This is a genomic window from Burkholderia sp. MSMB0856 (assembly GCF_001524645.2).
Classification (GTDB): domain Bacteria; phylum Pseudomonadota; class Gammaproteobacteria; order Burkholderiales; family Burkholderiaceae; genus Burkholderia; species Burkholderia diffusa.
The window spans coordinates 3,134,196-3,155,459 of the sequence record NZ_CP013427.1; the positions used below are offsets into that span (position 1 = coordinate 3,134,196).

Genomic DNA, 21,264 nt, shown 5'->3' on the forward strand with positions numbered 1-21,264 from the left:
TCGATGCCCGCGCCTCGTCAGCCGCAGCGCCTGAGCGACACGCGCAGTTCGTCGGCGAACTGCGCACGCTTGTGCTGCGCGAGATGCTGCCCAATTACGACGGTCTGCCCGCGCGATACCAGTCGAATCGGATCGCGTGGCGTCGCACCCGGCTCGACCCGCACCCAGCGCGGGTTGAATTCGATCTGCGTGAACCGCTCCGCATCCATCCGCTCGATCACGAGCCGGTGCGGAAACAGCCTGATGCGCTCGTAATCGACCGCATGACGGGCGTAGACCGCAAACGCGACGCCTACCGCCAGCAATTCGATTCCGGTGAAGGGCATGACGAGCCAGGCCCCCCGCCACATCAGCAATGCCGCGATCACCAGCGAGAAGCCCGCGAGCGACGCGTAAAACAGCACGAACTGGCGCGGCGACACCGAACAGTTGCGTTTCATGAGCCAGTCTTCGAGGACCGGCTCACCGTTCGTCGTCTCCGCCAAAACCCTCGCTGCTTCCATCGCCGCCTCACGCGAATGGCATGCGATGCATGCCTGCATCGGGCTCGCCGGCCCGTATTGCGGGGACCCCGGGACGACAAGCTGACGCATTATAGGCGGGTTCAATGGCATCCACAAGCAAGCGGCTATCGGCCCGCGAGCCAAGCGCCACAAGCTTCCCGGCCGTTTTTCGCGTCAATTCGACCCCGCTTTGCGCCGCTAATTTCGGACATAACAAAACCCCTCTTTACCGCTTCAACGATTCTTCGGACGCCCCTTTCCGATATCTTCGATGCGCACGATCCCATGCCCCTCGGCGGTCGTGCGCGGCACAGCCTTCCACGCGTGGCCGTAGATCACTTCGAACGTCAGCGGAATCGTGCCGTCCGCACGCCGGCGCGCTTCCAGCGCGTCGCCGAGCGCCGCGCGAAAGCGCCGCGCCGCATGCTGCGGCACCGCGCGGTCGAACGGATAGGCGCCCCAGCGACGCACGTCGGCCAGCAGGGAATCGGCAGTCTTGTACGTGACGGTCAGCACTTCCTGGTCCATCACCGGAATCTCGAAGCCGCTCTCGACGAGCATGTCGCCGAGGTCGTGCATGTCGACGAAATCGACGACGCGCGCGGCGGGCGGCGCGATGCCGAGCGCCGCTTCGGCGTCCGCGCAGGCCGCGCGCAGTTCGCGCAGCGTATCGGGGCCGAGCGTGCTGAACATCAGCAGGCCGTTCACGCGCAGCACGCGCTGCCATTCGGGGAACACCGTATCGGGACGCGAATGCCAGTGCAGCGCGAGATTCGACCAGATCAGGTCGAACGCGCCGGCCGCGAACGGCAGCATCGAGAAGTCGGCCTGCGCGACGCGCGGGCCGCGCTGGCCCAGCGCCCGGCCGAGCGACGCGGGCAGCCAGCGGCGCCAGCTCGCCTGCTCGACCTCGCGCTGGCCCGCCCGCGCGAGCATCGCGCCGGACAGGTCGACACCGAACACCGGGGCTTCGGGAAAGCGCGCGCGCAGCGCCGGCAGGTCGTCGCCCGGACCGCACCCCGCGTCGAGCACGGCCGCGGGGCTCACCTTGATGTATTCGAGGCGCTCGTTCATCCGCTGCGCGATCTCGCGCGGCAGGAACGCGACCGCGTCGAACGCGGCGGCGCGGCGATCGAAGATCCGCCGCAAACGCCGGGCGTCATTGGCCGGACGGCCGGTTGAAGTCGAAGCTGGGGACATGTCAGGCACACTGGCGAAGAGCCCGAAGTATACTCGCTCGCCTCGCTGCCTTCAGCGAGACGGGGCCGCCAGGAGTGTTCGCGATGGATCGCCGTTTCGCCCCGCGCCCAATGCGCGTCGTTTTGTCGCAGGTTCGTGCGCTAGCCATGCGCGTCGTCGCACTCGCGTTGCCGAATCGGTGCGCGCTGTGCGGCAATTTGTCACATACGGTGATGTGCAGCGCCTGCGACGCCGCGTATTGGAACGAAGCGCGACTGCGCTGCGACGTCTGCGCGGTGCCGCTGGGCGCCGGGCAGCCGCGGCCGCGCCGAGCGCGCGGCCGGCATGATGGCGCCGGTTCCGCGTCCGCGTACCGGTGCGACGCATGCCGCGCGACTCCGCCGCCGTTCGATGCGACGCTCGCGCTCGCCGATTACCGCGCCCCGCTCGACGGGCTCGCGCGCGGCCTGAAGTTTCATGCGCGGCTCGCGCTGGGTGCGGAATTCGCGGCCCGGCTCGCGCAGCGGGTCGACGACACGGACGCGATGCGCGCCGCCGGCCGCTTCGACGTGATCGCACCGGTGCCGCTGTCGCGCGGACGGCTCGTCGCGCGCGGCTACAACCAGGCGTGGGCGATCGCGCGGCCGCTCGCGCGCCGGCTCGGCGTGCGCGCCGACGCGGCGCTGCTTGCACGCGTGACCGAAACCGCGCCGCAGTCGCGGCTCGACCGGCGTGCGCGGCGCGACAACGTGCAGGCAGCGTTCGCGGCGGCGGGCGACCTCACCGGCCGCCACGTGGCGCTCGTCGACGACGTGATGACGTCCGGTGCGACGCTCGCGGCAGCCGCGAATGCGTTGAAGGCGGCGGGTGCCGCGCGCGTGACGAATCTGGTTGCGCTGCGCACCGCCAGGGATTAATTAGTTAGAGAGGCCGGCCGCCCGCTCGCGGCGACGGCCGTCACGAACCGGCCGGCCGGGACGGAATGCACGCTGCTCCGCCCCGGCCGGCCCAGCCAGACCCAACCATGTTCAACGTCGTCCTCGTCGCCCCAGAAATTCCGCCGAACACCGGCAACGTGATCCGCCTGTGCGCCAATACCGGCGCGCGCCTGCATCTGATCGAGCCGCTCGGCTTTCCGCTCGACGACGCGAAGATGCGCCGCGCGGGCCTCGACTATCACGAGTATGCGGAAATGCGCGTGCACCGCGACTGGGACGCGTTCGTCGCTACCGAAGCACCCGATCCCGCGCGGATGTTCGCATTCACGACCCGCGGCTCGGGCCGCTTTCACGACCATGCGTTCGTGCCCGGCGACTGGTTCGTGTTCGGCTCCGAGACGCGCGGCCTGCCGGCCGAATTGCTCGAACGCTTCCCGAACGAACAGCGCGTGCGCCTGCCGATGCGGCCAGGCAACCGCAGCCTGAATCTGTCGAATACGGTGGCCGTGGTCGTGTTCGAGGCGTGGCGCCAGGCCGGTTTCGAAGGCGGCGCCTGACGCGCGCCCGGCCCGAACCGCATCGCGCAACGTTAGCTGCGCGCGAGCCGCGCGCGATACAGGTCGTAGATATCGGATGAAAAACACGCGAATACCACGCGTGCGAGGTTCGGCGCCTGCGGCAGCATTTCGGCGACCGTGCCGACGGCGATGTCGACGGCCTCCTCGGCCGGATAGCGGTACACACCACAGCTGATCGCCGGGAATGCGATCGAGGTCGCCGCCACTTCCTCGGCCAGCTCGATCGCGCGCCGGTAGCATCCGGCAAGCAGTTCGGGCTCGCCGCGCCCGCCGCCGTGCCACACCGGGCCGACCGCATGAATCACGTACCTCGCCGGCAACGCGTGGCCGCGCGTGAGCTTCGCGTCGCCGGTCTCGCAGCCGCCGAGCGTGCGGCACTCGGCCAGGAGGCCCGGGCCGGCCGCGCGATGGATCGCGCCGTCGACCCCGCCACCGCCGAGCAGCGAACCGTTCGCGGCGTTGACGATCGCGTCGACGTCGAGCGTCGTGATGTCGACGCGTTGCGCGTCGAACGTGGTGGAACCGATCTGCAGCATGACACCCTCCCGAAACACCGGAGACTGTTCAAGCGTAGTGCGCTTTGGCGCCGCCCGCTTTGCGCGGGCGCGCCCGGCCGCAAAAATCGGTGTGATTTGTCAGTGTTATTCGGCGCGCGCGTCGCGCCGCAGCAGGCCGCTGACCGCATCGCGCGGTGCGACGCCGTCGAACAGCACACCGCATACGGCTTCGGTGATCGGCATTTCGATCGCTTGCGCGCGCGCGAGCGCGAGCACGGCCTGCGCACAGCGCACGCCTTCGGCCACATGGCCGAGCGCGCCGAGGATGTCGTTCAGCGAGCGGCCGGCCGCCAGTTGCAGGCCGACTGTGCGATTGCGCGACAGGTCGCCCGTCGCGGTGAGGATCAGGTCGCCGAGGCCCGTGAGGCCCGTGAAGGTTTCCGCACGGCCGCCGAGCGCGACGCCGAGCCGCGACATTTCGGCGAGGCCGCGTGTGACCAGCGCGGCGCGCGCGTTCAGCCCGAGCCCAAGGCCGTCGGAGATGCCGGTCGCGATCGCCAGCACGTTCTTCACCGCACCGCCGACCTCGACGCCGACCACGTCGTCACCCGTATAGATCCGCATCGCGCCGTGATGGAACGCGGCTAGCGTGCGCTCGCGGCACTCGGCGGAGGTGCTTGCGACCGTCAGCGCGACGGGCAGCGCGAGCCCGACCTCGCGAGCGAAGCTCGGCCCCGACAGCACGCCGTTGCTGTGCTGCTCCGGCAACTCGGCCGCGATCACCTGGTGCGGCAGCAGGTGCGTGTCGGCCTCGAAACCCTTGCAGACCCACACGATGTGCGCAGGCACGCAGCCTGCGTCGCGCATCGCGCCGAACAGCGTGCGCAGCCCGGCCACGGGCGCGGCGATCACGCACAGCGCGTCGTCCGCGGCGCCGTGCGCGAGCGCGGCGCCGAGATCGGCGTCGTAGCGCAGCGCATCGGGCAGCGCGATGCCGTCCAGATAGCGGGAATTTTCGTGCCGGGCCTGCAGCCCGGCGATCAGCGCGGCGTCGCGCGCCCAGAGAAGCGTATCGTGCCGCGCGGCCAGATGGCCCGCGAGCGCGGTGCCCCAGGCACCGGCGCCGAGAACGGCTACTTTCATACCCAGCACCGGTCCGGAGTGAAACGTCAGTTCAGCGTCGTGCCGTTCGGTGCGCCTGCGGCACCGGCCTGCTGCTGCTGAAGCTGCGCGAGACGCTGCTCGTACAGCGCCTGGAAGTTGATTTCCGCCAGGTGGATCGGCGGGAAGCCCGCACGCGTGATCGCGTCGGCGATGTTCGAGCGCAGGTACGGGAACAGGATCGTCGGGCAGGCGATGCCGACGAGCGGGTCGAGCTGTTCGTCGGGAATGTTGCGAATGTCGAAAATGCCGGCCTGCTTCGCTTCGATCAGGAACGCGACCTTGTCCTTCACCTTCGCGGTGACGGTACCCGACACGACAACCTCGAACACGCTTTCCGCGAGGCGGTCGGCCTTGACGTCGACTTCGACTTCAACCGACGGCATGTCCTGCTCGAGGAAGATCGCCGGCGAATTCGGCTGCTCGAGCGACATATCCTTCAGGTAGACGCGCTGGATGTTGAAGAACGGTTGGTTTTCGACGTCGGACATGGTGTTTCCCTAAAAGTGGTGACGGGGCGGCCCGGCTTCACGCCGGCCGCCTCGGTTGAATCCTGCGCGCTCGAGCCGCGGCGCGACCGGCGGCCATTCTGCCCTAATCAGGCCGCTTGCAGAAGCGGCAAGAGGCCGCCTTCGCGGTCGAGCTTCGACAGATCGTCGTAACCGCCGACGTGCGTCTCGCCGATGTAGATCTGCGGCACCGTGCGACGGCCCGTGCGCGTCATCATTTCGTCACGGCGGGCCGGATCGCGGTCGATGAGCACCTTTTCGATCTGCTCGACGCCGCGCAGCTTCAGCAGGCGCTCGGCCTGGATGCAATACGGACACACCTGCGTGCTGTACATCAAAACCTTGCTCACTTCGCCACTCCTTGTTTGACGACCGGCATCCCGGCCTGCTGCCAGGCGGCAACGCCGCCCTCGAGCACGTGCACCTCGGCATAGCCCGCCGCCTCGACCTCGCGCGCCGCCTTCTGCGACTGCTGGCCATTCTGGCAGACGAGCAGCACGGGGGTGCTCTTGTTTTTCGCGACCTGCGCGATCTTCGCGCCGATCTCGCCGGCGGCGACCTGACGCGCCGACGGCAGGTGGCCGGCGGCGAAGTCGGACGCGGTACGCAGGTCGATCACGATCGCGTTGCGGCGGTTGATGAGCTGCGTCGCCTCCGCGGCCGACAGGCCGCCACGGCCGCGGCGCAGGGCCGGCCATGCGAGCAGGCCGCCGGAAACCAGCAGGATCGCGATAAGGGCCAGGTTCGTGTAATTGGTAAAGAACGTCACGGAATGCCGCCGGAAAAAGAGAAATCGGAAAAGGACAATCCTGCCATTATAAAATAACCGTCTTGCGCGATGGCGGGCCCGGACCGGGTACCGCGCGACGCGCCCCGCTTCCCTATCACTACCGACCGCAAGATCCATGTACAAACTCGTTCTCATCCGCCACGGCGAATCGACGTGGAACAAGGAAAACCGCTTCACCGGCTGGGTCGACGTCGACCTGACCGAACAGGGTCGCAACGAGGCCTACCAGGCCGGCGAATTGCTCAAGGAGGCAGGCTACACGTTCGACATCGCGTACACGTCGGTACTCAAGCGCGCGATCCGCACGTTGTGGCACGTGCAGGACAAGATGGACCTGATGTACCTGCCGGTCGTCCACTCGTGGCGCCTGAACGAACGCCACTACGGTGCGCTGTCGGGCCTGAACAAGGCGGAAACGGCCGCCAAGTTCGGCGACGACCAGGTGCTCGTGTGGCGCCGCAGCTACGACACGCCGCCGCCGGCGCTCGAGCCGACCGACGAACGCGCGCCGTTCGCCGACCCGCGCTACGCGAAGGTGCCGCGCGAACAGCTGCCGCTCACCGAATGCCTGAAGGACACGGTCGCGCGCGTGCTGCCGCTGTGGAACGAATCGATCGCGCCGGCCGTCCGTGCGGGCAAGCAGGTGCTGATCGCCGCGCACGGCAACTCGCTGCGCGCGCTGATCAAGTACCTCGACGGCATCTCGGACAGCGACATCGTCGGCCTGAACATCCCGAACGGCGTGCCGCTCGTGTATGAACTCGACGAGAACCTGAAGCCGATCCAGCACTACTACCTGGGCGACCAGGACGCGATCGCGAAGGCACAGGCTGCCGTCGCGAAGCAGGGCAAGGCGGGCTGATACCCGCGATGCCGGGCATGCCGCCGCGCGCGCGGCCTGCCCGGCCCAACCCGGCGTGTGGCGCGAACCTTCGCGGCCCCGGTGCGGTCGAATCCGCTTTCGAATCCGCTGCGCGTCCGGCGGCACCCGACGGGAACCAGGGCTCCGGGGCCAATTCGCACCGTTCCACTGGGCAATCGGACGAACAGTTATACTTGTCCGCTACATCCCCGCTACCGCCACGCGCTTCCCGACCGCACCAGACTCTCTATGCGAATGAAATTGAAGAACATCGGCCTGATTGCCGCGGGCCTCGCCACGGGCGTATTCGCCACGCTGCAGGTTTCGGCGTCGGCCGAGCAGACCGCCACGGCGCCGCTTCCCCTCGACCAGCTCCGCCTGTTCGCGGAAGTGTTCGGCCAGATCAAGCGCGAGTACGTCGAACCGGTCGACGACAAGAAGCTGCTGACGGCAGCGATCAAGGGCATGGTGTCGAGCCTCGACCCGCATTCGTCGTTCCTCGACAAGACCGACTATGACGAACTGCAGGAGCAGACCAAGGGTCGCTTCGCCGGTCTCGGCATCGAGATCTCGCAGGAAGACGGTCTCGTCAAGGTGATCTCCCCGATCGAAGATACCCCCGCGTTCCGCGCCGGCATCCGTCCGGGCGACCTGATCACCCGCATCAACGACAAGCCCGTGCGCGGCATGACGCTCGACAAGGCCGTCAAGCAGATGCGCGGCGAGCCGGGCACCAAGGTCACGCTGACGATCTTCCGCAAGAGCGACGACCGCACGTTCCCGATCACGGTCACGCGCGCGATCATCAGGGTCCAGAGCGTCAAGATGAAGCTGCTCGACCCGGGCTACGCATACATCCGGATCACGAGCTTCCAGGAGCGCACGACGCCCGATCTCGCCGCGAAGCTGCAGGACATCGCTCGCCAGCAGCCGAATCTGAAGGGCCTGATCCTCGACCTGCGCAACAACGGCGGCGGCCTGCTGCAAAGCGCGGTCGGCGTCGCCGGCGCGTTCCTGCCGCCCGACTCCGTCGTCGTGTCGACCAACGGCCAGATCCCGGATTCGAAGCAGGTCTACCGCGACACCTACGACAACTACCGCCTGCCGTCCTTCGACGGCGATCCGCTGAAGAGCCTGCCGCCGGTCTTCAAGACCGTGCCGATGGTCGTTCTGACGAACGCGTATTCGGCGTCCGCGTCGGAAATCGTCGCCGGCGCGCTGCAGGATTCGAAGCGCGCGCAGATCATGGGCAAGACGACGTTCGGCAAGGGCTCGGTGCAGACGGTCCGTCCGATGACGGCCGACACCGCGCTGCGCCTGACGACGGCCTACTACTACACGCCGAGCGGCCGTTCGATCCAGAACAAGGGCATCACGCCCGACGTGCCGGTCGATCAGTACGCGGACGGCGATCCGGACGACGTGCTCGTGACGCGCGAGGTCGACTACACGAACCACCTCGCGAACACGCAGGATCCGAACGAGAAGAAGGAACAGGAAGAACGCGAGCAGCGCCGGATGGACCAGCTGCGCGTCCTCGAGGAGCAGAACGACAAGAAGACGCCGGAGCAGCGCCAGAAGGACCGCGATCGCAAGCCGATCGAGTTCGGCAGCACCGACGACTTCATGATGCAGCAGGCGCTCAACAAGCTCGAGGGCAAGCCGGTGCAGGAATCGAAGTCGCTGCTCGCCGAGAGCACGACGAAGAGCCCTGCAGCCAAGGCCGCGTCCACCACGAAGGCGTCGGGCGCGAAGGCGGCCGCACCGAAGCCCGCGTCGGCACCGCAGTAAGCGCCGGCCGGCATCCGACGGGCCATCGCGGGAAGACCGCGATGGCCCGTTTTTCATGTGCGCCTAGAATGAATCGATACGCTGGCGCTTCCGCCCCGCTCACGACTTCCCCATGAACGACGATCAACTCCTCCGCTACTCCCGCCACATCCTCGTCGACGAAATCGGCATCGAGGCGCAGCAGCGCTTTCTCGACGCGCATGCGATCGTCGTCGGCGCCGGCGGTCTCGGCTCGCCGGCCGCGATGTATCTCGCGGCGTCCGGAGTCGGCACGATCACGCTCGTCGACGCCGACACGGTCGACCTCACGAACCTGCAGCGGCAGATCCTCCACGCGACCGCATCGGTCGGCCGCAGCAAGGTCGAATCGGGGCGCGACGCGCTCGCGCGGCTGAACCCGGAAGTGACCGTGCATGCGGTCGCGGCGCGCGTCGACGATGCGTGGCTCGATGAACATGTGCCGCGGGCCACCGTCGTGCTCGACTGTACCGACAACTTCGCGACGCGCCATGCGATCAACCGCGCGTGCGTCGCACACGGCGTGCCGCTCGTGTCGGGCGCCGCGCTGCGCTTCGACGGCCAGATCAGCACGTTCGATTTCCGCGACCCGGCCGCGCCCTGCTACGCGTGCGTGTTTCCGGAAGACCAGCCGTTCGAGGAAGTCGCGTGCGCGACGATGGGCGTATTCGCGCCGACGGTCGGCATCATCGGTGCGATGCAGGCCGCCGAAGCGCTACGCGTGATCGGTGCGATCGGCACGACGCTCAACGGCCGGCTGATGATGCTCGATTCGCTGCGGATGGAATGGACGACGATGAAGATCGCGCGCCAGGCCGACTGCCCCGTGTGCCAGGGCCGGCACTGACGCGCGCAGGATGCATGCGCCGAATGGCGCATGCGTGACGTTTCGCAACCTTCTCGACGGTTCTGCGACGCGGCCCACGCCGCCTAGGCGGCCGCGTCGGCGCGCGGCTCCGCGACCGACAGGCGCTTGAGCGCCGCCTGCACTTCCTCCGGCTCGAATGCGGCCAGCACGTCGGCCGTGGGCTTCTCGAGCGCCTTCAGATGCGCACGCAGAATCTCCTGCTTCACGACCAGCAACTGGCTCGGATGCATCGAGAATTCGGTGAGCCCCATCCCGAGCAACAGGCGCGTGAGCGCCGGATCGCCCGCCATCTCCCCGCACACCGACACCGACACACCGGCCCGCTTCGCTTCGCGCAGCGTATAGGCGATCAGGTGCAGCACCGCCGGATGCAGCGGGTCGTACAGATGCGCGACCGCATTGTCCGCGCGGTCGATCGCGAGCGTGTACTGAATCAGGTCGTTCGTGCCGATCGACAGGAAATCGAAGCGCTTCAGGAACAGCGGCAGCGCGATCGCCGCGGCCGGAATCTCGATCATCGCGCCGATGCGCACGTTCGGATCGTACGCGAGCCCCGCGTCGTCGAGCTGGCGCTTCGCCTCTCGGATCAGGTCGAGCGTCTGGTCGATCTCCTGCGCGTGCGCGAGCATCGGGATCAGGATCTTCACCTGCCCGAACGCGGACGCGCGCAGGATCGCGCGCAGCTGCGTGAGGAACATCTGCGGCTCGGACAGGCTCCAGCGGATCGCACGCAGGCCGAGCGCCGGGTTCGGCGCCGTCTCGTAGCCTTCGTCGAGCGCCTCGAGCGGCTTGTCCGCGCCGACGTCGATCGTGCGGATCGTCACCGGCATGCCCTTCATCCACTCGACCGCGCGCTTGTACGCGGCGAACTGCTCCTCCTCCTCGGGCATCTCCTTCTGATGCATGAACAGGAACTCGGAGCGGAACAGCCCGACGCCGACCGCGCCGGCCTCGACCGCCGCCTTCGCGTCGTCGGGCAGCTCGATGTTCGCGTACAGCTCGATCTTCGTGCCGCACAGGGTTTGCGTCGGCGAGAACTTCAGCCGCTGCAGCTTGCGTTGCTCGAGCAGCTTCTCGGACTGACGGTACGAATATTCCTCGAGGACGATCGGCGCGGGATCAACGATCACGATCCCCTGGTCGCCGTCGACGATGATCAGGTCGTCCTGCCGAATCAGCGCGCTCGCATGCTGGACGCCGACCGCGGCGGGAATGCCGAGGCTGCGCGCGACGATCGCCGTGTGCGACGTGCGGCCGCCGAGATCGGTGACGAACGCCTGGAACGACTGCGACTTGAACTGCATCATGTCGGCCGGCGCGATGTCGTGCGCGACGACGATCATCTCGCTCTGGCCTTGCGCGGCGGCGCCATCGAGCGCCTGCGACGCCGACGGCGCACCGGCGAGCGCTTTCAGCACGCGCTCGACCACCTGTTCGATGTCGGCCTTGCGCTCGCGCAAGTATTCATCCTCGATGTCGTCGAAGTGGCGCGTGAGCAGCTCGAGCTGCTCGGTCAGCGCCCATTCGACGTTGTAGCGTCGCGTGCGGATCAGGTCGATGGTTTCCTGCACGAGCATCGCGTCGCTCAGGATCATCGCGTGGACGTCGATGAACGCGGCCACTTCGGTCGGGGTGTCGTCGGTCAGGTCGGCGCGCAGCGCCTCGAGCTCGTGATGCACGACCTCGCGCGCCGTGCTGAAACGCGCGACCTCGGCGTCGATCTGGTTCGCCTCGACCAGGTAATGGGCGACGTCGAGCGCCGCCGGCGCGATCAGGTACGCTCGCCCGATCGCGATACCACGTGAGACGGGAATGCCATGCAGCGTGAAGGACACGCGCACCTCCTCTGTACATGTAAAGCCGCGGCACACTGCTGCGATGCGCTTATGACCCCGGTTAGCGATTATAAATTCCGTACCTCCATGCTGACAGCGTGCAGCGCAGCATTGCCATTTCCGCATCAATGCCGCGGACGAAAAAAATGCCGCGACAAACGCGGCATTCTGCTTCGAAACGACAACGATCCCGCACGGGGATCACTGACCTTCGCCGAACTTGTCCGCAATCAGCTTGAGCAGCGCATCCATCGCCTCGCGTTCGTCGGGACCTTCGGTCTCGATCGTCACGGTGCTGCCGATGCCCGCCGCCAGCATCATCACGCCCATGATGCTTTTTGCGTTGATCTTGCGTCCGTTGCGCGTCATCCAGACTTCCGACTGGAAGTTGCCGGCCAGTTGCGTAAGCTTGGCCGATGCGCGTGCATGGAGCCCCAATTTGTTGACGATGGTGGTTTCTTGTTGAAGCATGGTTCTCGGTCGGGTCGGTCGCGGCCGCCGGCGACGTGCGTCGGCGGGTCGGTCTAAAACGGAAAACGGGGCAGTTAGTGCGATTCGGTGCGCGGTTGCGGCTCGGGCGGAATCGGCGCGCACTGGCCGCAGCCGACTTCGGTCGGCGGCGGCGGTGTGCCGGCCGCGACTTCGTGGACACCCTTCGCGCCGCCGGACAGCGCCTTGTCGACGAGCTTGTCGAGCGGCACGGTCCGGTAGCAGACGGCCCGCACCAGCATCGGCAGGTTCACGCCCGCCAGCACGCGCACGTTGTCGAGCTTCGCGAGCTGGCCCGCGATGTTCGCGGGCGTCGCGCCGTACATGTCGGTCAACACGACGACGCCATTTTCTTCCCTGAGCCGCGCGAGCTCCGCGTGCGCGAACGCCATCACCTGGGTGGGATCGCTGTCCGCCAGCACGTCGATGCACCCGATGCGCGCGGGCACGCCGCCGTAGATGTGCGCGATGCAGTCCCGCAGCGCGGTGGCGAGCGGTGCGTGCGCGATGATCAGAATCCCGGCCATGTCAGACTGCCCCCGGCCGCCCCTGGCGGGCCGACGCCCCGCAGCGGGGCAACGAGCGTAGCGAGTGAGGGAATCGTTTCATGTTCAGCCTTGCAACGGTTTCGGCCCGACCGCCGGGCCTTCGGCGCGCTGGTCGCGGCACCGGGCAAGCGGGCATTGTAGCAGGCCGGTCGAACCGCTCCGGCGACGGGGGACCTGCGCGGCCGCCGCCGGGCTTGCGCGGAAAGCGGGCTACGCGGCCGCCCGCTCCAGCGCGTCGATGAACATCGCGGCGACGTCGAAACCCGTCTGCTCCATGATTTCGCGGAAGCACGTCGGGCTCGTCACGTTCACCTCGGTCAGCCAGTCGCCGATCGCGTCGAGCCCGACCAGCAGCAGCCCGCGCGCGGCGAGCACCGGCCCGAGCGTCTCGGCGATCTCGCGGTCGCGCGCCGTCAGCGGCTGCGCGACGCCGAGCCCGCCCGCGGCGAGATTGCCGCGCACTTCGCTGCCTTGCGGAATCCGCGCGAGCGAATACGGCACCGGCTCGCCCGCGATCAGCAGAATGCGTTTGTCGCCGGCCGTGATCTCAGGGATGAACTTCTGGATCATCAGCGAGCGCGTGCCGTCGTGGCCGAGCATCTCGATGATCGCGCCGAGATTCATCCCGTCGGCCTTCACGCGGAACACGCCCATCCCGCCCATGCCGTCGAGCGGCTTCACGATCACGTCGCCATGCTCGGCGTGGAACGCACGCAAGCGCGCGGCGTCGCGCGTGACGAGCGTCGGCGCGACGAACTGCGGAAACTCGCCGATCGCCAGCTTCTCCGAATGATCGCGGATCGACTGGGGCTTGTTGAACACGCGTGCGCCCGCGCGTTCGGCAAGCTCGAGCATCCAGGTGGCCGTCACATACTCCATGTCGAACGGCGGATCCTTGCGCATCAGCACCGCGCCGAACGACGTCAGCTGACGCGATTCGTGCGCGCCCGTCTCGTACCACGGATGGCGATGCAGATCGGCCGTGTCGCCGACGATTGTCACGCGCTGCACGTCCGCCTCGACGCCCGAGCCCGTCCACGCGAGCTGGTGCGGCTGGCACGCGTAGACCGCATGCCCGCGCCGCGCGGCCTCCGCCATCATCGCGTAGGTCGAATCCTTGTAGATCTTGAAGCGCTCGAGCGGGTCGGCGATAAAGAGAATGTCCATGCGGGTCCTGTACGTAGCGAAGCCGTTACACCTGGATGGCTTCGGGATCGGTCTTTTCCAGTTCGATCGACGACGCGATCAGCGACAGGCGCGCGACGACGCCGTACATGTAGAAACGGTTCGGCGGCGCGGCGCCCGGCTTCGCGCCGGCATCCGGCAGCGCGGTGTGCTCGAAGCCGAGCGGCACGTAGTGCATGCCGGGCGCGTTCAGGTTCTGGTCGCGCTCGCGGCCGCCGTGCGTTCGGTAGAAACCGCCGACCACGTAGCGGTCGATCATGTACACGACCGGCTCCGCGACTTCGTCGCCGACGCGCTCGAACGTGTAGACGCCTTCCTGCACGATCACGTCGCGCACCGCGAGGCCGGCCTTCGACTCGGCCATCTGCGCGCGCTCGGCCTTCGACATGCGGCCGATCTCGGCCGCGTCGTGCACGGTCATCACGCCGCGCCCGGCGGTGCCCGCGTCGGCCTTCACGACGACGTACGGCTTTTCGCTGATCCCGTATTCGCGATACTTGCGCGCGATCTTCTTCAGCACGCCGTCGATCGCGTCGGCGAGCGCCTGCTCGCCTTCATGGCCCTGCCAGTCGACGCCTTCGACGTGCGCGAAATACGGATTCACCATCCACGGATCGACGCCGACCATCTTCGCGAACTTCTTCGCGACGTCGTCGTAGCACGAGAAGTGCGTCGACTTGCGGCGCACGGCCCAGCCCGCGTGCAGCGGCGGCAGGAGGTACTGCTCGTGCAGGTTTTCCAGCACGGCGGGAATCCCGGCCGACAGGTCGTTGTTCAGCAGGATCGAGCACGGATCGAAATTCTTCAGGCCGAGACGGCGCTGCGAACGCTCGAGCGGTTCGAGCACGATCTTCTGGCCGTCGGCCAGCGTGATCGGCGTCATGTCGGTGATGCTCGGGTCGAGCGAGCCGAAGCGCACGTTCAGGCCGGCCTGGCGCATGATCGTCGCGAGCCGTGCGACGTTTTCCAGGTAGAACGCGTTGCGGGTCGGCAGCTCGGGAATCACGAGCAGATTCTTCGCGTCCGGGCAGATCTTCTCGATCGCGGCCATCGCGGCCTGGACGGCGAGCGGCAGCACTTCGGACGGCAGATTATTGAACGCGCCGGGGAACAGGTTCGCGTCGACGGGCGCCAGCTTGAAACCGGCGTTGCGCAGGTCCACCGAACAATAGAACGGCGGGGTGTGTTCCTGCCATTCGAGCCTGAACCAGCGTTCGATCGCAGGCGTCGCGTCGAGGATCTTCTGCTCGAGCTCGAGCAGCGGACCGTTCAACGCGGTAACGAGGTGGGGAACCATGAATCACTCGCGAGCGGGAGAATGAAGATTGTAGAGCAATTGCCCCGCCCATTTGGGGATTGTTCCCGGCTTCGCAAGGGTTTGGAGGAAGTTTTCGGCTATTGACCCGATAGCGTGAAGGGTTATGCGCTACGGCAGCACGCGGCAGGAGAAAAAAAGCCCGCCGGGCGGGCGGGCCGAAGTCGCTGCGCTCATTCGGGGCGGGCGCCGTCTGCGCGGCGGCCCGCCGTCATCCGTACGACTTATTCGACGTGCTCGCCGTGCAGCACCACGTCGAGGCCTTCGCGCTCTTCCTCTTCGGTCACGCGCAGGCCGATCGTCAGGTCGATCAGCTTCAGCAGCACGAAGCTCAGCACGCCGCTGTACACCAGCGTGATCAGCACGCCCTTGGCCTGCAGCAGCAGGCTGCCGTCGGCGCCGCCGATGTCCTTGACCGCGAACACGCCCGTCAGCAGCGCGCCGAGAATCCCGCCGATGCCATGCACGCCGAACGCGTCGAGCGAATCGTCGTAGCCGAGCTTCGACTTGAGCCACGTCGCCGACCAGAAGCACACGACGCCTGCCGCGATACCGATCACGAGCGCACCCGTCACGCCGACGAAGCCGGCGGCCGGGGTGATCGCGACGAGGCCCGCGACCGCGCCCGACACGATGCCGAGCACCGACGGCTTGCCGTGCGAGATCCATTCGGCAAACATCCAGCCGAGCGCCGCGCACGCCGTTGCGACTTGCGTCGTCAGCATCGCGAAGCCGGCACGGCCGTCGGCCGCGACCGCGGAACCCGCGTTGAAACCGAACCAGCCCACCCACAGCATCGAGCCGCCGATCATCGTCAGCACGAGGTTGTGCGGCGCCATCGACTCACGACCGAAGCCGACGCGCTTGCCGAGCATCAGGCACGACACGAGGCCCGCGATACCGGCGTTGATGTGCACGACGGTGCCGCCCGCGAAGTCGAGCACGCCGTCGGCCGACAGCCAGCCGGTCGGCTCCCACACCATGTGCGCGATCGGCACATAGACGATCAGCGACCAGAGCGTCATGAACACGAGCATCGCCGAGAACTTCATCCGGTCGGCGAACGCGCCGCAGATCAGGGCCGGCGTGATGATCGCGAACGTCATCTGGTAGACGAAGTAGACCGATTCCGGAATCGTCGTCGCCAGGTGGCTGACGGTCAGCGTGGTCGCCTTGTCGCCCTTCACGTAGCTCATGCCGTGCAGGAACGCGCGCGACAGCCCGCCGATGAAGCCGTTGCCCGGCGTGAACGCGAGGCTGTAGCCGACCACCGTCCACAGCACCGTGATCACCGCGGTGATCGCGAAGCTCTGCATCACGGTAGCGAGCACGTTCTTCTTGCGGACCATGCCCGCGTAGAACAGCGCGAGGCCGGGGATCGTCATGAACAGCACGAGCGCGGTGGACGTCAGCATCCACGCGGTGTCGCCGGCACTGATCTTCGACGAATCGACGGAGAACGGCTCGGTCGGCGCGGCGGGTGCGGCCGGCGCGGACGCGGCGGCAGCGGCCGATGCGTCGGAGGCGGCGCCCGAAGCGGGTGCGGCGGCAGCGGCAGGTGCCGATGCGTCCGTGGCGGCCGGCGCCGAAGCAGCCGGAGCGGCGGCGGCCGACGCATCGGACGCCGTTGCGGCGGGCGCGGACGCAGCCGCGGCGGAAGCCGCGTCGTCGGCGAGCGCGGGGCCGACACCGGCCGCGATCAGCGAACCGGCCATCAGCAGGGACATCAGAAGTTTGCGCATCTCGGGTTTCCTCTTGTCGCTTGTCTTTGTCTGTTACAGCGCGTCTGCGCCGGTCTCCCCGGTCCGGATCCGGATCACTTGCTCGATCGGCGTGACGAAGATCTTCCCGTCGCCGATCTTGCCGGTGCGGGCGGCCCGCTCGATCGCCTCGACCGCCTGGTCGACGAGATCGTCGGACACGGCCGCCTCGATCTTCATCTTCGGCAGGAAATCGACCACGTATTCGGCGCCCCGGTACAACTCGGTGTGCCCCTTCTGGCGCCCGAACCCTTTCACCTCAGTGACCGTGATGCCCGAGACGCCGAGCGCGGAGAGCGCTTCGCGCGTCTCATCGAGCTTGAACGGCTTGATGATTGCGGTAATCAGTTTCATGAAGTCCTCTCGCTGGGTGGTCCCGTCGAATTGGTTGGAATGGTGTAACGGTCTCTCCTCAGCAACTCGCATGCCATGTTCGTGCGAAGACCGCCTCGAACCGCTCTTAAACAGGGTCGCATCTAATGTTGAAAGGTGCGGAAGCCCGGCCGAATGGCCAACATGGCCCGGTTTGCTGGCGCACCGAAAGGATCGTTGCTAGAGTGCACGCACGTCCCGGCTTACCGGGCCATTCACCCATGCGGGCGCCGTGCCCGGAAATCGCGCCGCGGGCGCACCATTTCCGGTCATGCGTGCATCATGGGCACGTATGCAACTGAATATGCACACTTTTTGTGCAAGGAAGGAAATCTCATGAAGCAACCCAGCGACGTTTTCAACGACCTGCAGTCGCGCGTCAGCGATCTGCTGAAAAACTCGCCGGCCAAGGATGTCGAGCGCAACGTGAAGGCCATGTTGTCGCAAGGCTTCTCGAAGCTCGATCTCGTCACGCGCGAGGAGTTCGACACGCAGGCACATGTGCTCGCCCGCACTCGCGTGCGTCTCGAAGAACTCGAGAAGCGCGTCGCGGAACTCGAGCAGAAGCTCGCAGCGCTCCAGGCCTGACACCCCACCCGACCGACTGGTCCGGGCGCGGGCCGCCTCGTGCGGCCCGCGCCTGTCGCCCAGAAATCAGCCAGTCGGCTAGCCGTTCCGTCGTTCCTCGCTCTTCGCAGTTCGTCGTTCCTCGTTCTTTCCCGCGCCACGCCGGCAGCGCGCACCGATTCCTCCGATTCCCGCGGCACGCGGCCCCGAACGGCCGTAGCCCGTCCGATTCATCTACAGGAGCCTCGCCATGTCGCTCGCCGTGGTGCGCAGTCGCGCGCCGGCGGCCGGCCGCGCGCCGGACGTCACCGTCGAAGTTCATCTTGCCAACGGGCTGCCGTCGTTCTCGATCGTCGGCCTGCCTGATCTCGAAGTCCGCGAAAGCCGCGAGCGCGTGCGCGCCGCGCTGCAGAACTGCGGATTCGACTTCCCCGTCAGGCGTATCACCGTCAATCTCGCGCCGGCCGACCTGCCGAAGGAATCGGGCCGCTTCGACCTGCCGATCGCGCTCGGCATCCTCGCCGCGAACGGCCAGCTCCCGGCTGATGCGCTGGCCGGCCGCGAATTCGCGGGCGAACTGTCGCTGACCGGCGCGCTGCGGCCGATGCGCGGTGCGTTCGCGATGGCGTGCGGCGCCGCGCGCGACTGGCGCGCGGGTCATGCCGCAGCGGACCTCGATTCCGGTCCCGGTTCCGGTTTCGATTCCAGCGGCCATTCCGGCGTCGATTGCATCGCGATATCCGGCGTGTCAGCCCGGTCGCGCCCGCCCGAGCTGTACCTGCCGCTCGACAGCGCGGCCGAGGCGGCGCTGGTGCCGGGCGTCACCGTGTTCGGCGCGCCCGACCTCCCCGCGCTGTGCGCGCACCTGGCCGGCACGTCGGATGCCCGGCTCACGCCGGTCGCGGCGCCCTGCCTCGACGGCGTGCCGGCGCCCGCCGCGCCCGATCTCGCGGACGTCGTCGGCCAGCGCGGCGCCCGGCGCGCGCTCGAAGTCGCTGCCGCGGGCGGGCACCACATGCTGATGATCGGGCCGCCCGGCGCCGGCAAGTCGATGCTCGCCGCGCGTCTGCCCGGCCTCCTGCCGCCGCTGACCGACGACGAGGCGCTGACGTCGGCCGCGCTCCTTTCCGCGAGCCGCATCGGCTTCTCGCCCTCGCAATGGCGGCGGCGCCCGTTCCGCTCGCCGCACCATTCGTCGAGCGCCGCCGCGCTGGTTGGCGGCCGCAACCCGCCTCAGCCGGGCGAGATCACGCTCGCGCACCTCGGCGTGCTGTTTCTCGACGAGCTGCCCGAATTCGACCGGCACGTGCTGGAAATGCTGCGCGAGCCGCTCGAAGCGGGCCGCATCACGATCTCGCGCGCGGCGCAGCAGGCCGACTTCCCCGCCGCGTGCCAGCTGATCGCCGCGATGAACCCGTGCCCGTGCGGCTGGCACGGCGATCCGTCCGGGCGTTGCCGCTGCACGCCCGATGCCGCCGCGCGCTACCTGCGCAAGCTGTCGGGCCCGCTGCTCGACCGGATCGACATCCAGATCGACCTGCCCGCGCTGTCGCCGGCCGAACTCGCGTCGCGCGCGACGGCACCGGGCGAGCCGAGCGCGGCGGTCGCCGCACGGGTCGCCCAGGCGCGTGCGCTGCAACGCGACCGGCAGGGCAAGACCAATCACATGCTGAGCGGCCGAGAAACCGACGACCTGTGCCGGCCGACCGACGACGGCGAGCGGCTGCTGCGCGAGGCCGGCGAGCGCTTCGGCTGGTCGGCGCGCGCGTATTTCCGCGTGCTGAAGGTCGCGCGCACGATCGCCGATCTGGCCGGCGACCCGTTGCCGACGGCCGCGCAGATCGCCGAAGCGATCCGCTACCGGCGTGCGCTCACGGCGCTGTGAGCGCCTTCGGAGGACAAAATACGGCTGTCAAGACTTGACTTATGCACAATTTCACGAATCCGGCCCCGGATCACCCTGTATGGGCGCCCTTTCATCGCAAAATTCGTATCTCTTTGTTTTTATTGATTTTTCTCAAAGTGATCACGAGCTCTGAAATGCGCCGGACGGCCGTCCGGCGCGGCTTTGCGGGAGATTCGATCAACTTTTCAACAAAGTTATCCACACGCACTGTGGATAGCCGAAAAATCCCCGCAAAATCCGGCGATTAGCGTCGAAAGCTGCGAATGAACTTTCAATTGTCACGAAGCGTCCAAGCGCCCTCGCCGGCCGCTGTCAGTCGAGTTTGAACGAACCGAAAAACTGGTCGAGCTGCTCCTGCGCGAGCGGCCGGTCGGCGATCGCGACGGCCTGGTACGCGTGCCGGCCCCGCGCCACGAGCCGCGCGACGATCGTCTTGTGCGAATGGTCGCCGCCGCTGGCCGCGCCCGCGACGCGCAGTTCGAGCCCGTTCACCGCGCCGCCGGCCGCGAGCGGCACCGGCACCGAGGCCGTCTGCGGCACGCCTTCGAGATTGCGCGACAACCCGGACCGCAGAAACTCGAGCGCCGCGCGGCGCGTATCGTCGCGGTCGTCGGGCAGCGTCAGCGTGCCGACCGCGAACACCGCGCCGTCGACGTGCGCGGCCTGCATCCGCATCGGCATCGACGCGCCGCCGACCGCCACCGGCTGATCCTCGACGGTCGGCTTCGCCGGCAGGTCGATCGTGTAGCCGGCGTCGTTGTGCAGCGTGCGCCAGTCATACGACGGCGAGCACGCGGCCAGCACCGCGCTCACGCATGCGAGCGCGGCGAAGTGTCGCAGCGGACGAAAAAGGGGGCGCAACGAATGGAGAACTTCCTTCGGCATGGCAGTGATGGGGACAGGCAAAACGCCCATTATCCGCCGAAGCCGGCGCCCGGTATGCGTGGCGGCCGCCGGTGCGCGCGCCGCATTCGCGCTAAAATGAGCGCCGAATTTCGACGTCCTTTGCATCGATCCGCGTCATCGACCGACTCCGAGAGCACCGCAGATGAACACCACGCCTCCCGCCCAGCGCCGCACCAGCCCCGTCCGCTATATCGTCGCGGCCGTCGTCGTCGCGGCCATCGCCGTTGCCGGATTCTTCGCGTTCAACGGCAAGTCCACCGTGCCGGACGCCACGTTCACGCTGCTGTCGGGCCAGAAGGTGTCGACGGCCGGCGACCTGAAGGGCAAGGTCTACCTCGTGAATTTCTGGGCGACGAGCTGCGCGACCTGCATGCAGGAAATGCCGCAGATGGTCGATACCTACAATCGCTTCAAGGGCCAGGGGCTGGAATTCGTCGCGGTCGCGATGAACTACGATCCGCCGATGTACGTCGCGAACTACGCGCAGACGCGTCAGCTGCCGTTCAAGGTCGCGCTCGACGACGGCAGCGTCGCGAAGCAGTTCGGCAACGTGCAGCTCACGCCGACGACCTTCGTCGTCGACAAGGACGGCAAGATCCTGAAGCGCTACGTCGGCGCCCCGCAGTTCGCGGAACTCGACGCGCTGCTCAAGAAGGCACTCGACGGCAACGCGGCATGAGCGCCGCA

General features: G+C 67.6%; 23 protein-coding genes. 8 read left to right on the forward strand and 15 right to left on the reverse strand.

Annotated features, from left to right (window positions below; all coding sequences use genetic code 11):
- Positions 1 to 17: 17 nt before the first annotated feature.
- On the reverse strand, positions 18 to 542 hold the full coding sequence (locus WS87_RS15855) for a DUF2244 domain-containing protein (RefSeq protein ID WP_059599867.1): 525 nt from the start codon (positions 540 to 542) through the stop codon (positions 18 to 20).
- A 195-nt stretch (positions 543 to 737) separates the two neighbouring features.
- Positions 738 to 1,703: a methyltransferase domain-containing protein gene (locus WS87_RS15860; RefSeq protein ID WP_059819828.1), complete on the reverse strand. Its 966-nt coding sequence runs from the start codon at positions 1,701 to 1,703 to the stop codon at positions 738 to 740.
- 83 nt (positions 1,704 to 1,786) lie between these two features.
- Between WS87_RS15860 and WS87_RS15865 the strand changes: the two genes are divergently transcribed.
- Together WS87_RS15865 and trmL are read left to right on the forward strand one after the other, a co-directional pair.
- On the forward strand, positions 1,787 to 2,599 hold the full coding sequence (locus WS87_RS15865; RefSeq protein ID WP_059819829.1) for a ComF family protein: 813 nt from the start codon (positions 1,787 to 1,789) through the stop codon (positions 2,597 to 2,599).
- Between the two features lie 107 nt (positions 2,600 to 2,706).
- A complete protein-coding gene (gene trmL / locus WS87_RS15870) occupies positions 2,707 to 3,177 on the forward strand; it encodes a tRNA (uridine(34)/cytosine(34)/5-carboxymethylaminomethyluridine(34)-2'-O)-methyltransferase TrmL (RefSeq protein ID WP_059691434.1) in 471 nt (156 codons plus the stop codon).
- A gap of 32 nt (positions 3,178 to 3,209) precedes the next feature.
- Here the strand turns inward: trmL and WS87_RS15875 are convergent, their stop codons facing one another.
- The 5 genes from WS87_RS15875 to WS87_RS15895 all read right to left on the reverse strand — a co-directional run bounded on the left by WS87_RS15875 (position 3,210) and on the right by WS87_RS15895 (position 6,134).
- Positions 3,210 to 3,734 (reverse strand): O-acetyl-ADP-ribose deacetylase, encoded by a 525-nt coding sequence (locus WS87_RS15875; protein WP_059819830.1) that lies wholly within the window; start codon positions 3,732 to 3,734, stop codon positions 3,210 to 3,212.
- A 105-nt stretch (positions 3,735 to 3,839) separates the two neighbouring features.
- Positions 3,840 to 4,838 (reverse strand): NAD(P)H-dependent glycerol-3-phosphate dehydrogenase, encoded by a 999-nt coding sequence (locus WS87_RS15880; RefSeq protein ID WP_059526231.1) that lies wholly within the window; start codon positions 4,836 to 4,838, stop codon positions 3,840 to 3,842.
- 26 nt (positions 4,839 to 4,864) lie between these two features.
- Positions 4,865 to 5,347, reverse strand: coding sequence for a protein-export chaperone SecB (gene secB / locus WS87_RS15885; RefSeq protein WP_059681636.1), 483 nt, complete (start codon positions 5,345 to 5,347; stop codon positions 4,865 to 4,867).
- A 107-nt stretch (positions 5,348 to 5,454) separates the two neighbouring features.
- Positions 5,455 to 5,715 (reverse strand): glutaredoxin 3, encoded by a 261-nt coding sequence (gene grxC, locus WS87_RS15890; protein ID WP_011658009.1) that lies wholly within the window; start codon positions 5,713 to 5,715, stop codon positions 5,455 to 5,457.
- On the reverse strand, positions 5,712 to 6,134 hold the full coding sequence (locus WS87_RS15895) for a rhodanese-like domain-containing protein (protein WP_059691433.1): 423 nt from the start codon (positions 6,132 to 6,134) through the stop codon (positions 5,712 to 5,714). The genes grxC and WS87_RS15895 overlap by 4 nt, the downstream gene beginning before the upstream one ends.
- 136 nt (positions 6,135 to 6,270) lie before the next feature.
- Here WS87_RS15895 and gpmA point away from each other — a divergent pair, with 136 nt between their 5' ends.
- The 3 genes from gpmA to WS87_RS15910 all read left to right on the forward strand — a co-directional run bounded on the left by gpmA (position 6,271) and on the right by WS87_RS15910 (position 9,673).
- Complete coding sequence (gene gpmA / locus WS87_RS15900) at positions 6,271 to 7,017, forward strand: 2,3-diphosphoglycerate-dependent phosphoglycerate mutase (RefSeq protein WP_059526237.1); 747 nt, start codon at positions 6,271 to 6,273, stop codon at positions 7,015 to 7,017.
- Between the two features lie 249 nt (positions 7,018 to 7,266).
- Positions 7,267 to 8,808, forward strand: a complete 1,542-nt coding sequence (locus WS87_RS15905) for a S41 family peptidase (protein WP_059526241.1) — start codon at positions 7,267 to 7,269, stop codon at positions 8,806 to 8,808.
- A gap of 112 nt (positions 8,809 to 8,920) precedes the next feature.
- Positions 8,921 to 9,673, forward strand: coding sequence for a HesA/MoeB/ThiF family protein (locus tag WS87_RS15910; RefSeq protein ID WP_059526244.1), 753 nt, complete (start codon positions 8,921 to 8,923; stop codon positions 9,671 to 9,673).
- 83 nt (positions 9,674 to 9,756) lie between these two features.
- Here WS87_RS15910 and ptsP read toward each other — a convergent pair whose 3' ends face one another.
- The 7 genes from ptsP to WS87_RS15945 form a co-directional block, all read right to left on the reverse strand.
- Positions 9,757 to 11,529 (reverse strand): phosphoenolpyruvate--protein phosphotransferase, encoded by a 1,773-nt coding sequence (ptsP, locus tag WS87_RS15915; protein WP_059526298.1) that lies wholly within the window; start codon positions 11,527 to 11,529, stop codon positions 9,757 to 9,759.
- Positions 11,530 to 11,730: 201 nt separating this feature from the next.
- Positions 11,731 to 12,000 (reverse strand): HPr family phosphocarrier protein, encoded by a 270-nt coding sequence (locus tag WS87_RS15920; RefSeq protein WP_006477716.1) that lies wholly within the window; start codon positions 11,998 to 12,000, stop codon positions 11,731 to 11,733.
- A 74-nt stretch (positions 12,001 to 12,074) separates the two neighbouring features.
- A complete protein-coding gene (locus WS87_RS15925) occupies positions 12,075 to 12,545 on the reverse strand; it encodes a PTS sugar transporter subunit IIA (protein WP_059526247.1) in 471 nt (156 codons plus the stop codon).
- A 231-nt stretch (positions 12,546 to 12,776) separates the two neighbouring features.
- The gene (gshB, locus tag WS87_RS15930) at positions 12,777 to 13,733 is read right to left on the reverse strand and encodes a glutathione synthase (RefSeq protein WP_059526250.1); all 957 of its coding nucleotides are present in this window, start codon (positions 13,731 to 13,733) and stop codon (positions 12,777 to 12,779) included.
- Between the two features lie 25 nt (positions 13,734 to 13,758).
- Positions 13,759 to 15,048: a glutamate--cysteine ligase gene (gshA, locus tag WS87_RS15935; protein WP_059451518.1), complete on the reverse strand. Its 1,290-nt coding sequence runs from the start codon at positions 15,046 to 15,048 to the stop codon at positions 13,759 to 13,761.
- Between the two features lie 242 nt (positions 15,049 to 15,290).
- A complete protein-coding gene (locus WS87_RS15940; protein ID WP_059819831.1) occupies positions 15,291 to 16,808 on the reverse strand; it encodes an ammonium transporter in 1,518 nt (505 codons plus the stop codon).
- Between the two features lie 33 nt (positions 16,809 to 16,841).
- Positions 16,842 to 17,180 (reverse strand): P-II family nitrogen regulator, encoded by a 339-nt coding sequence (locus WS87_RS15945; protein WP_006398175.1) that lies wholly within the window; start codon positions 17,178 to 17,180, stop codon positions 16,842 to 16,844.
- Between the two features lie 354 nt (positions 17,181 to 17,534).
- On the opposite strand from WS87_RS15945, the gene WS87_RS15950 reads away from it, so the two are divergent.
- Both WS87_RS15950 and WS87_RS15955 read left to right on the forward strand, forming a co-directional pair.
- The gene (locus WS87_RS15950; RefSeq protein WP_059819832.1) at positions 17,535 to 17,786 is read left to right on the forward strand and encodes an accessory factor UbiK family protein; all 252 of its coding nucleotides are present in this window, start codon (positions 17,535 to 17,537) and stop codon (positions 17,784 to 17,786) included.
- Between the two features lie 229 nt (positions 17,787 to 18,015).
- Positions 18,016 to 19,650, forward strand: coding sequence for a YifB family Mg chelatase-like AAA ATPase (locus WS87_RS15955; RefSeq protein ID WP_059819833.1), 1,635 nt, complete (start codon positions 18,016 to 18,018; stop codon positions 19,648 to 19,650).
- 333 nt (positions 19,651 to 19,983) lie between these two features.
- Here WS87_RS15955 and WS87_RS15960 read toward each other — a convergent pair whose 3' ends face one another.
- Complete coding sequence (locus tag WS87_RS15960) at positions 19,984 to 20,556, reverse strand: hypothetical protein (protein WP_059819834.1); 573 nt, start codon at positions 20,554 to 20,556, stop codon at positions 19,984 to 19,986.
- Positions 20,557 to 20,719: 163 nt separating this feature from the next.
- Between WS87_RS15960 and WS87_RS15965 the strand changes: the two genes are divergently transcribed.
- Positions 20,720 to 21,256 carry a peroxiredoxin family protein gene (locus WS87_RS15965; RefSeq protein WP_059819835.1) on the forward strand — a complete coding sequence of 179 codons (537 nt, stop codon included), beginning with the start codon at positions 20,720 to 20,722 and terminating at the stop codon, positions 21,254 to 21,256.
- The last annotated feature ends 8 nt before the right edge of the window (positions 21,257 to 21,264 follow it).

Coding starts and splice junctions, on each gene's coding strand:
- WS87_RS15855 (WP_059599867.1), bottom strand. CDS start 542: ATGCAGGCATGCATCGCATGCCATTCGCGTGAGGCGGCGATGGAAGCA.
- WS87_RS15860 (WP_059819828.1), bottom strand. CDS start 1,703: ATGTCCCCAGCTTCGACTTCAACCGGCCGTCCGGCCAATGACGCCCGG.
- WS87_RS15865 (WP_059819829.1), top strand. CDS start 1,787: ATGGATCGCCGTTTCGCCCCGCGCCCAATGCGCGTCGTTTTGTCGCAG.
- trmL (WP_059691434.1), top strand. CDS start 2,707: ATGTTCAACGTCGTCCTCGTCGCCCCAGAAATTCCGCCGAACACCGGC.
- WS87_RS15875 (WP_059819830.1), bottom strand. CDS start 3,734: ATGCTGCAGATCGGTTCCACCACGTTCGACGCGCAACGCGTCGACATC.
- WS87_RS15880 (WP_059526231.1), bottom strand. CDS start 4,838: ATGAAAGTAGCCGTTCTCGGCGCCGGTGCCTGGGGCACCGCGCTCGCG.
- secB (WP_059681636.1), bottom strand. CDS start 5,347: ATGTCCGACGTCGAAAACCAACCGTTCTTCAACATCCAGCGCGTCTAC.
- gpmA (WP_059526237.1), top strand. CDS start 6,271: ATGTACAAACTCGTTCTCATCCGCCACGGCGAATCGACGTGGAACAAG.
- WS87_RS15905 (WP_059526241.1), top strand. CDS start 7,267: ATGCGAATGAAATTGAAGAACATCGGCCTGATTGCCGCGGGCCTCGCC.
- WS87_RS15910 (WP_059526244.1), top strand. CDS start 8,921: ATGAACGACGATCAACTCCTCCGCTACTCCCGCCACATCCTCGTCGAC.
- WS87_RS15920 (WP_006477716.1), bottom strand. CDS start 12,000: ATGCTTCAACAAGAAACCACCATCGTCAACAAATTGGGGCTCCATGCA.
- WS87_RS15925 (WP_059526247.1), bottom strand. CDS start 12,545: ATGGCCGGGATTCTGATCATCGCGCACGCACCGCTCGCCACCGCGCTG.
- gshB (WP_059526250.1), bottom strand. CDS start 13,733: ATGGACATTCTCTTTATCGCCGACCCGCTCGAGCGCTTCAAGATCTAC.
- gshA (WP_059451518.1), bottom strand. CDS start 15,048: ATGGTTCCCCACCTCGTTACCGCGTTGAACGGTCCGCTGCTCGAGCTC.
- WS87_RS15940 (WP_059819831.1), bottom strand. CDS start 16,808: ATGCGCAAACTTCTGATGTCCCTGCTGATGGCCGGTTCGCTGATCGCG.
- WS87_RS15945 (WP_006398175.1), bottom strand. CDS start 17,180: ATGAAACTGATTACCGCAATCATCAAGCCGTTCAAGCTCGATGAGACG.
- WS87_RS15950 (WP_059819832.1), top strand. CDS start 17,535: ATGAAGCAACCCAGCGACGTTTTCAACGACCTGCAGTCGCGCGTCAGC.
- WS87_RS15955 (WP_059819833.1), top strand. CDS start 18,016: ATGTCGCTCGCCGTGGTGCGCAGTCGCGCGCCGGCGGCCGGCCGCGCG.
- WS87_RS15960 (WP_059819834.1), bottom strand. CDS start 20,556: ATGCCGAAGGAAGTTCTCCATTCGTTGCGCCCCCTTTTTCGTCCGCTG.
- WS87_RS15965 (WP_059819835.1), top strand. CDS start 20,720: ATGAACACCACGCCTCCCGCCCAGCGCCGCACCAGCCCCGTCCGCTAT.